The 9,556-nt window shown below is 70.1% G+C and carries 6 protein-coding genes and 2 tRNA genes; 6 read left to right on the forward strand and 2 right to left on the reverse strand.

All coding sequences use genetic code 11. The features are described 5' to 3' along the window. Window positions 1-13: 13 nt before the first annotated feature. Window positions 14-910 (forward strand): NAD(+)/NADH kinase, encoded by an 897-nt coding sequence (locus OXU32_00460; protein ID MDE0072443.1) that lies wholly within the window; start codon window positions 14-16, stop codon window positions 908-910. Between the two features lie 20 nt (window positions 911-930). Continuing rightward, entirely contained in the window at window positions 931-2,625 is a 1,695-nt protein-coding gene (gene recN / locus OXU32_00465) for a DNA repair protein RecN (GenBank protein MDE0072444.1), read from the forward strand. On the opposite strand, the gene OXU32_00470 is transcribed toward recN, so the two are convergent. Then, on the reverse strand, window positions 2,622-4,316 hold the full coding sequence (locus OXU32_00470) for a hypothetical protein (protein ID MDE0072445.1): 1,695 nt from the start codon (window positions 4,314-4,316) through the stop codon (window positions 2,622-2,624). The genes recN and OXU32_00470 overlap by 4 nt on opposite strands. Before the next feature lie 149 nt (window positions 4,317-4,465). On the opposite strand from OXU32_00470, the gene OXU32_00475 reads away from it, so the two are divergent. The 3 genes from OXU32_00475 (at window position 4,466) to OXU32_00485 (ending at window position 5,298) form a co-directional block, all read left to right on the forward strand. Beyond that, window positions 4,466-4,538, forward strand: a tRNA-Gly gene (locus tag OXU32_00475). A gap of 48 nt (window positions 4,539-4,586) precedes the next feature. Next, a tRNA-Cys gene (locus tag OXU32_00480) sits at window positions 4,587-4,657 on the forward strand. A gap of 215 nt (window positions 4,658-4,872) precedes the next feature. Beyond that, on the forward strand, window positions 4,873-5,298 hold the full coding sequence (locus tag OXU32_00485) for a hypothetical protein (GenBank protein MDE0072446.1): 426 nt from the start codon (window positions 4,873-4,875) through the stop codon (window positions 5,296-5,298). A gap of 27 nt (window positions 5,299-5,325) precedes the next feature. On the opposite strand, the gene OXU32_00490 is transcribed toward OXU32_00485, so the two are convergent. After that, the gene (locus tag OXU32_00490; GenBank protein ID MDE0072447.1) at window positions 5,326-9,288 is read right to left on the reverse strand and encodes a hypothetical protein; all 3,963 of its coding nucleotides are present in this window, start codon (window positions 9,286-9,288) and stop codon (window positions 5,326-5,328) included. A gap of 64 nt (window positions 9,289-9,352) precedes the next feature. Between OXU32_00490 and OXU32_00495 the strand changes: the two genes are divergently transcribed. Continuing rightward, the coding region (locus OXU32_00495) for a hypothetical protein (GenBank protein ID MDE0072448.1) at window positions 9,353-9,556 on the forward strand (204 nt) is incomplete at its 3' end.

Genomic DNA, 9,556 nt, shown 5'->3' on the forward strand with positions numbered 1-9,556 from the left:
CACTCGAGTCGCCATGGTGCCGCCTCCCGTCCGCCGCATCGGCATCTTCGCGCTTCCCGGGCAGCCGGGGCTCGCGCCGGCGCTGGCGCGCCTCGACGAACTCGCGCGCAGGTTCGGCATCGAGATGGCCTGCGAGCCGGAAGTCCTCGCGCATGCGCCGCCGGGCGCGCGCCCTCTCCGGCCCGGAGAACCGGGGCTGGATCTGCTGATCACGCTGGGCGGGGACGGAACGCTGCTGCGGGGCGCGCGCAAGGTCACGGGAACCGAAACTCCCGTCCTCGGCATCAACCTCGGGCACCTGGGCTTCCTCACCTCGTCTTCCGGCTCCGACCTTGCCACCGCGTTCGAGCGGTTGCGCGGCGGCGACTTCACCCTCGACTACCGTATTACACTCGAGGCGGCCATCCTCGACGAGGACGGAAACCAGGGCGATCGGCAGGTGGCGCTCAACGATTTCGTAGTCCACAACAGCGGGGCGGCCAGGGTCTCGCGCCTCGACCTGTTCGTGGGGCATGACGGGGTCACCGACGAGATCGGCAGCTTCAGCGCCGACGGGGTGATCGTTTCCTCGCCCACCGGTTCGACGGCCTACTCCCTGTCGGCCGGCGGTCCCATCATCGCCCCGGGGGTGGACTGCATCCTGGTGACTCCGATCTGCCCGCACACGCTCGCGGTGCGCCCCCTGGTGCTGGCCGCGGACGAGCGCGTCATCATCAGGGAAGTGGATCCATCGGGCGACCTGGTGCTGACCGTTGACGGCCAGGAGGCAGTGGCCGTCGTGCCCGGTTCGGTCGTGGAGATCCGGACCGGCACGGTGCGCGTGCCCCTGCTTCGCTTTCCCGGATACACCTTCTTCTCCACCTTGAGACGAAAGTTGAACTGGGCCCTGAAATCTCCTTCAGGTGCATGATCTTATGAGCATCGTCAGGCATGCTGATCGAACTGCGCATACGCGACTACGCGGTAATCGATGACCTGACGCTGGCCGGGGCGCCGGGCCTCAACGCCGTGTCGGGCGAGACCGGGTCCGGCAAGTCCCTGGTGGCGAACGCCCTCTCCTGCCTGCTGGGCGAACGGGCCTCTCCCGGGGTGGTCCGGGTGGGTGCCTCCCGTGCCATGATCGAGGCCGCCTTCGACATCGAGGACTGCGGGCCGGTCCGCGGGAAGCTCGAGGAGCTGGGTCTCGGCGCGGACGGCGACGTGCTGGTCCTGCGGCGGGAAGTGGCGCGCCGGGGACGCAACCGCGCCTGGGTAAACGATTCGTCCGCCACGGTGGGGCTCCTGCGTGAACTGGGCCGCCACCTGGTCGACCTGCACGGGCAGCACGAGCACCAGAGCCTGCTCCGGCCCGCCGAACAGGCCAGACTGCTGGATTCCCTTGCGCGCGCAACCGGAAGGGCGAGCGCCGTTGCCGCGTTGTGCGGCGAACTGAAGGCGCTGGAGCGCGAGCGGGAGCGGCTGGAAGCGAGGATCCGTGAACTCGAGGCGCGCGCCGACTTCATCCGCTTCCAGCTCGGCGAGATCGAAGGCGCCACGCTCCAGGACGGGGAGGACACGGCGCTCGAGACGGAGGCGACCCGGCTCGAACACGCCGACGAACTGGCGCGCAACGCGGGGGGCGCCTACGAGGAGCTCTACGCGGGTGACGCCGCCGTCACGGTGCGCATCCGCGCGGTGCAGGCCGCGCTCGCCGACATCATCCGCCTGGACGGCTCGCTGGGCGAGGTCTCGGAGTTGCTGGAGCAGTCCTACCAGGCGGCGAGCGAGGCGGGGCGCTTCCTGGGGGACTACGCGAGTTCGCTGGAGCACGATCCACGCCGGCTGGAAGACGTCAGGACCCGCCTCGACCGCATCTTCCGGCTGAAGCGCAAGTACGGACCCGCGCTGGAGGACGTGTTCGAGACCGGGCGCCGGCTGGCGGCGCAGCTCGAGGAGATCGAGACCAGCTCGTTCGACATCGCCACTCTCGAGCGACGCATCCGCCAGACCGGGGCCCGCCTGGAGCGGGAGGCGGCAGCCCTGAGCGAAACGCGATGTAAGGCGGCGAGTAAACTTGAGCGCCGGGTTACAGCGCTGTTCCCCGAGCTGGGGCTCGAGGGGGGCACCTTCTCGGTTGCGCTGGGCCCGCTGGCGGAGGTGGGGCCGGGCGGCGCGGAGCGGGTGGAGTTCCTGGCCTCGCTCAACCCCGGGTTTCCGCCCGCGCCCCTCGGCCGGATCGCCAGCGGCGGGGAGCTTTCGAGGGTGATGCTCGCCCTCAAGTCGATTCTGGGCGCAGCCGATCGGGTTCCGACCCTGGTGTTCGACGAAATCGACGCCGGGGTAGGGGGCGAGATCGCCAACGCGGTCGGGGCGCGGCTCCAGGAGACGGGGCGGGCCCACCAGGTGCTCGCCATCACCCACCTCGCCCAGATCGCATCGCGGGCGAGTCATCATGTGCTGGTCGAGAAGCGGCTCTCGCCGGATGACGGCATGATCCGTACGCGGGCCTCCGTCCTGGACGGGGGCACGCGCGTGCATGAGATCGCGCGCATGCTGGGCGGCGACCCGGATTCGGCGGCTTCCCGCGAGCACGCCCGCGAGCTGTTGCGCGTCGCGGGGCAGGAGGTTGCCGGGGCTGTCCTCTAGCGGCCCGGACGGGCTCCTACCGGCGTCGGAGCGGCTTCATCCGGGGGCTGCCGGCCACCGCCCCACAGCCTCCAGAAAAGACTCGCCCCGAAGTGCACCCTGCCCGTCCTGGGCGTCCGGCCTCCGGCGCCGCTGCGCGCGGCTTCCCAGCCGAAGCGGGCCACAACCGGGAAGCCGCCGGCCAGGAAGCTGGAATACCGGACGTCCAACCCCATGGACCGCACTTCGGCTTCCGTCTCGAGCGAAAGCGCCGCCAAGTCGGCCGCCTCGCCCGCGAAGCTGTCCGCCGCGCGGCTGAAGGAGCGGTACACGAAGCCGACCGCGAGCTGGGGCGTCAGCAGCAGTTGTGGGGTGATCGCGTACTCGAGGTAGTTGCCCGGCTGCCACTGCACCGTCTCCAGGGGCGGACGGGGGGCGAAGCCCATGTCGGGCGGACCGACGCGGCGGCGCACGTACACGGGTGAGGCGACCCCGTAGCGCACATCGAAGGTCAACCCCACGCGCCGCGCCCAGTCGACGCCGCCGAAGGCGCGCGCCTCGATGTCCATCTGCCCCTCCGCGACCTCCATGTCCAGGAACTCGCGGAGGGTGTCCTGCGGGCTGCCGGTGCCCAGGCGGAGCGTGCCGGCCACGCCCAGCCGAACCCGGAACCCGCCGCCGGAGTCCTGCTCGGATGCAGCGAGGGAATCAGCCGCCTCTCCGGGGCCCGGGAGGTCCGGCGGACGCGGGGTCAGGTTCAGGACCTGAATCGCCGCGCTTACCTCCAGGTCTCCGGGTTCCCAGAGCGCGTCCATATCCTCAACGGGAAGACCGGTCGTCCCGAATACCGGAACGACGACCAGCGAATCGAAGCCGGCCCGGTCGAGCGGGGTGCCGAGCGGGAGCGGGGCCGTGAAGGTCGTCACACCGATGTCCGACAGGCCGGTCCTGACCGCGTCCACGCGGCCGGCGAGGTCGCGGCCCGCAGCGGAACCCTCCAGGGGGAAGAAGATGGCTTCTCCGAACAGCGCCCCGAGGGATCCCAGCAGCGCGTCGCCCTCCGCGAGCACGGCGCGGCCTGCCTGGCACTCGGGGGCGCTCTCGTCCACCCCGCAAAGGCCGGCGATGACGGTGCGCGCCTCGGCAAGGGCATTCCCGTATTCGTTCATGAACGGGGCCCTCAGGGACGCCGGCGGCGCCAGCCCGGCGTTCGCCTCCCCGGGTGTGTACACCAGCTCCGAGTCGAGCTTGCGCTGCACCATGGGCAGCGACGCCCCCACCGTAAGCCAGGGGAATACGCCCAGCCGGAACCCGAGGGGCACGCGCCGGATGTGGGCCGCGAACAGGTGGCTGGTGCTCCCCAGGTTGAACCGGTAGTCGGGATTCGCGAACAGGGTCCGGAGGCGAGCCTCGGTGAGCGCGGCTCCAGGCAGCCGGTCCGATCCCAGGGCGTCGCTGCTCAGGTTCCACCCCAGCGGCTCCACCTCCTCGACCGGGGATCCCCCCTCGGACCGCAGGCCGAAGCGCTCGCTCCAGGTGACGTAGTTCGCGTCGATGTCCAGCCGCAGATGGCCCGAAGGGACGATCGGTCCGCCGACAAGCTGTCCACTCGCCGCGCCGGGCAGCAGGAGGGCCGGGAGAAGCGCCGGCAGCCGCCGCAGGAGAGGCGGAATTCCGGGTCGCGTGAGGTGCCCGCGAGAGGGGTGGGGCAAGGGGAAGCGGGGGCAGGATGGTGCGCGCGGGCCGGGCGCCGGCTCCCGGCGAGAACGTGCAAAGGTAGTCACGGGCCGGAGCAGGGAAAACCATCGCGCGGGTGGTTGACACCCATGGTGGCTGTTTCTAACCTCATGATGCTTCATCTGCGGGAATAGCTCAGTTGGTAGAGCACCACCTTGCCAAGGTGGGGGTCGCCGGTTCGAGTCCGGTTTCCCGCTCTTGCAAAGCCGGTATGGGGAGCGCGCTCGTCGGCTCCCCATTCTTTTGGCGCCGTGGCCAAGTGGTAAGGCAGAGGACTGCAAATCCTCGATCGTCGGTTCGATTCCGACCGGCGCCTCTGCAGGGCAGCGCCGGTTGCTCGCCGGTCCGGGCGCGCGTCTCCGGCAGGAGACCGCGCATTCCGGAGCCCACCCGTCTCCGGCCAGGCGCGGCGGGACGGCGGTGCTTCCATCGCTGGTGACACTCCTCGTGCGGCGCACAGCTTCCTTGTATCCGGAATCCCCAGGACATGTTCGCCGCAGCCCCGCGCGGTCGAAGGCCTCACGGCTGCTGGTGCTCGCCGCCGCATGCTTTGCCGCCGGGGGATGCGCGGAGCCGGACGACGATCGGCCGGCTCCTCCGGTCGAGACCCCGCCGCCCTCCCGCGTGGACACCATGCAGATCCTGATGGACGAGTACACCATTTCCATGCCGCTCGTCCTTCCCGCCGGGCCACACCTGGTGCGCTTCGTCAACGCCGGGTTTGAAGAGCACAACATCTACTTCCGCCGGATGGAGGACACTCTCGCGGCCTGGGTGCTGGAGCGGCGCCTCAACCCCGGGGAGCGCCGGGTGGCTACCGTCGAGCTCGAGCCGGGTGCCTATATGGCGATCTGCGACTTTTCCGGGCATGACGGCCGGGGGATGTTCACCGAGTTTACGGTAGCGCCTGCCGCCGATTCGCCGGAGCGGCCGGACGCGGCGACTCCTCCCTCCTGAGCCCTTCCGGGCCGGAGCCGCGCATCGTCAGCGCCTCCAGGCTGCAGCGCCGGGCAGCCCCGGGCTGAGCAACACTTCCAGACCGGATCCGGAGACGCTGCCGGTCCCGTCCATGGCGGCCTGTGCGACGGGAGCCGTGCGACGCAGGATTCCACGAACCTGGCCGGTCCGCGGATTGCGCAGGATGGCCATCGGACGCGCCGACTCCCGGTTCAGCGTATCCGAGCCGCCGGGTCCGGCAAGCGTGATGCCGGCCAGGTCCTCGGCCCAGCCGTCGCGTACCGGGAGCATGATGGCGAACGCGGCCCTGCCGTCGCCATCGGCCGGCACCGGCATGTCGAAACCGAGCGAAAACAGCTCGCGGTCGCGCTCGTCGCGGCCCGTAATCCGGTATTCGCTGCCCGCCCGCGGGACGTTCGCGGGCGCCTCCAGCACGAAGGCCGGCTCCAGGAACGGCTTGCCTTCCGGGTCGACGCCCCCCCAGAGCAGGAGCGAGCGGCCGGACCCCGCCGCTGCCTGCGTCACACGTGGCGCTTCGTCACGGATCCGGAAGCGGAGCGCGTTGGTGAAGTAGTAGTCGCTGACCCAGGGCGGTTCGCAATACGACATCAGATCGTGCCGGGCGGGCGCCACCAGCCTGCCGCGGCGGAAGTCGTATCCCCAGGCGCCGATCGATCCGTCCGGTTCGGGAAACGACGGATCGGGACCTCCGGCGCCTCCGCAGGGGGCGTGATGGAGGTACATGTTGTGCCCTAGTTCGTGCGCGATGATTCGCGAATCGGGCACCGAGAAGCTGACCCGGCCCGGCACGCCCGCGATGCCCCGGGCGACGGTCGTACGTCCGGCGATCATGCCCATGTAGTGGCCCATCCCCCCTTCCACTGCCCAGATGGCGATGGTCTCCCGGAACAGGTCGTAGGCGTTGTTGGACGAGATCAGCACCGGCTCGTGGGCGGTCACCTCGAGCTCCCCGACGGGGAGCAGGGTCCGGGTGTCGTGGAGCAGTTCGTGCCCGCCCGGGTCCGTCGCCATGCCGGTGGTCAGCGCCAGGATCGAGGAATCGGGCGTCTGCTCCTGCAGGAAGGGCACCAGGGTCAGGTCCAGCGGGGGCATCGCGCGCACGTCCACCGCACGGCCGCCATCCGCGGGAATCCGCCTTGCTACGCCCAGCGCCGGGTCCAGGACTCCCTCCGGGTCGATCTCGATCACCATCTCGAGGCCCGGCTGGATGACCTCCCCGGGAATCTCGGCGTTGGCGGAGGCCGCCAGGTCGCCCTCGTCCACCTCGGTCGGGATGGGAACCGGGGAGGATGCGATCTCCGCCACGTGCGTCTCGACCCCGTCGAGAAGGAACCTCGCCCGCACCGCAGGCATGTTCGCGCCGCCGGGGCGCGCGGCGGTGACGAACACTCTCAGGAGCGCGGGGCGGCCGGCGACCAGCGGGACGCGGTACGAACGCGACTGCACCGCCTGGGTCAGATAGGCCGACGCGGGTTCGCCCTCCGCGCAGGGGATCAGGCGCCGCTTGGGAACGGCTGCCAGCCACTGTTGGAAGGCCTCGCCCGAGGGCGCGCAAAGGTCGGTTCCTCCCGTCGCGAGCATGTCGAGGTTCAGCTCCGTCAGCTCTTCCGGGAGCGCTCCCGAGAGCCCGGCATTGTCCGTCACGTCGAGTTCGCGGAGGTGGCTCATTCCTCCCATCCGGGGGGAGATCGGACCGCTCAGGTCGTTGCGGCCCAGGGACAGGCGCACCAGCCGCGGCAGCCGGCCCAGTTCGGCCGGGATCTGACCGGTGAGGGCATTGCCTCTCAGATCCAGATCGATTGCCCCGATCAGGCGTCCGAACTCGGGCGGGATCGGGCCGGTGAGGTTGTTGTCCGCAAGGGTCAGGTAGTCGATGCGCGCGAGTGAGCCGAGCTCCGGCGGGATGGGGCCCGTAAGCTCGTTTTCGGCGAGGGTCGCATAGAGCAGGTTGCCGAGACTGCCGAGTTCCGGAGGCACCGGTCCGGTGAGATCGTTGTCCCACAGGACGAGGACCTGCAGCTCCTCCAGCATTGCCAGTTCCGGAGGGATGGAGCCTGTGAGTTCGTTGCCTCCAAGACCGAGCTGGCGGAGGCTCGAGAGGCTCCCCAATTCCGGGGGGATGGGGCCCGTCAGGTAGTTGAGAGCGAGGCTCAGCGACTCCAGCGCGGCGAGGTTCCCGAGTTCAGGCGGGATCGGACCTTCCAGAGCGTTGTCGTCGAGCGTCAGGGAAGTGAGGTTGACCAGCTTGCCCAGCTCCGCGGGTATGGGTCCCGTCAGCTCGCTGCTTGCCAGCAACAGGACGCTCAGCTCGGCCAGGTTGCCGAGCTCCGGCGGAATGGTCCCCGACAGGTTGCTGTTGACGACGACCAGGCTGGTGAGGTTGGGGAGGTTGCCGAGCTCCGGAGGGATGGGCCCCGAAAGGTCGTTGTTCCAGAGAACCAGGTCCCGCAATGCGGACAGGTGCCCCAGTTCCGGCGGCAACGGGCCCTCGAGGCCGTTGTTCTGCAGCCTGAGCGCGGTCACCCGGCCCGACGAATCGGTCTCGACGCCGTACCATTCGCCGAGTTCCGCATCGGTCAGCCAGTTGCCGCGTTCGGTCCAGTCGGGCCCGCCCGTCGCGTCGTAGAGCGCCACCAGGACATCGCGGTCGGAGGGAGGGGCACAGTCGATGCGGGTCCCCTGATGCCATTCGATCCCGTCGAGCCAACCCTTGAAGTGTGCGTCGGGCGGGACGCACAGTTCTGTTTCCGCGTAGTCGAACCACCGAAGCGGAAGCGCCGGGAGGGACTGCGGCAGACGTCCGCCGAGCGCGTTGTCCGCGACCCGGAGCTCGGTCAGCAGCGTCAGCCGGCCCAGGTTCTCGGGGAGGCGGCCGGCAAGTCCGTTGGCGGTCAGGTCGAGCGCCGTGACGCGGCCGAGCGCGTCCGTGCCGACTCCGTAGCGCTGGGACGCGGCGGCCCCTTCGGGCCAGCCGGTGGCGTTCGTCCATTCCTGGCCCCCGGATGCCAGGTAGAGCGATTCCAGCACGCGCAGGTCGGACTGGTTGCAGAATGGTCCCCGAGCTTCCCCCTTCATGGCCGACATCCACGCCGTGAACTCGGGAGAGCCGGGGACACAGAGCCCGCTGCTCTGGGCGAAGTAGAATCGCCTCAACCCATCGAGTTCCAGAAAGCTCCGCGGAATCGGGCCCGTCAGGCGGTTACGGTCGAGTTCCAGGTGGGTGAGGTTGGTCAGGCCGCCGAGTTCCGACGGGACGGTGCCTTCCAGGTCGTTGTTGAAGAACCCGAGGAACGACAGGTTGGACAGCTCCGCCAACTCCGCGGGAATCGGGCCGCTCAGGTGGTTGGACGCGAGTTGCAGGCGGGTCAGGCTGGTGAGCCCACCGAGTTCCGGTGGGACGGTGCCGATCAGGTTGTTCCGGTAGAGCTCCAGCTCGATCACGTTTCCGTCGTCGTCAACCTCGACTCCGAACCAGTCCTCCAGTGGCGCGTCGGAGAGCCAGCCCAGCCGGCCGTACCAGTTCGGGCCGCCGGTGGCCTCATGGAAGAGGATGAGGATCTGGCGGTCGGAGTACGGATCCACCGTTACGTCGATGATGTGGTTGGCGGCCAGCCCCCGGGGGTCATGGGCGGTCAATGAAACCGTGGCCACTCCCGGTCCCTCGGCGTAGATGGTCAGCGTACTGTCCATCACGGACACGGAAGCGACGGTGGTGTCGGAGCTCGCCGTGGTGAAGGTGAGCTGATGTCCCTCGGGGTCGCTGAAGAATTGGGCTGCGTTCAGCGTGACCGTGTCCCAGGGCTTGAGGCTCTGGGCGGGTATTGTGCCCTCGGTCGCCGGGGGGAGGTTGGGGGGTGGGGTGGTCGGTTCGTCCCCGCAGGACACGGCCCACGCCAGGCCGGCGAACGCCAGCAGGTATGGTGCGCCCCTCCGGAGGACCGCCCGGCCGCTGCGGATCGGTCCGGTCACTCCGGAGGGGCGCGGAAGGCGGTGGGCACCCTACGGGCCGCCGGGGGGACGGCGGGGCGGGCGGGTGGGTCGTGCGGTCGCCCGCGCGGCGGGGGCGGGTCGTGGGCGCGCGCTGGCCGCCGGGGCCGGCCGGGGACGCGCGGCCGGAGTAGGCCGGGAACGCAGGCTGGGTGGTGCCGACGCTCGGGGCTGCGGGCGCGGGTTGCCAGGCCTGGACTGGACGCGGGTTGCCGGAGTGGGCCGGGAACGCACGCTGGGTGGTGCCGAC

The organism is Gammaproteobacteria bacterium, from assembly GCA_028819075.1.
Lineage (GTDB): Bacteria > Gemmatimonadota > Gemmatimonadetes > Longimicrobiales > Gaopeijiaceae > BD2-11.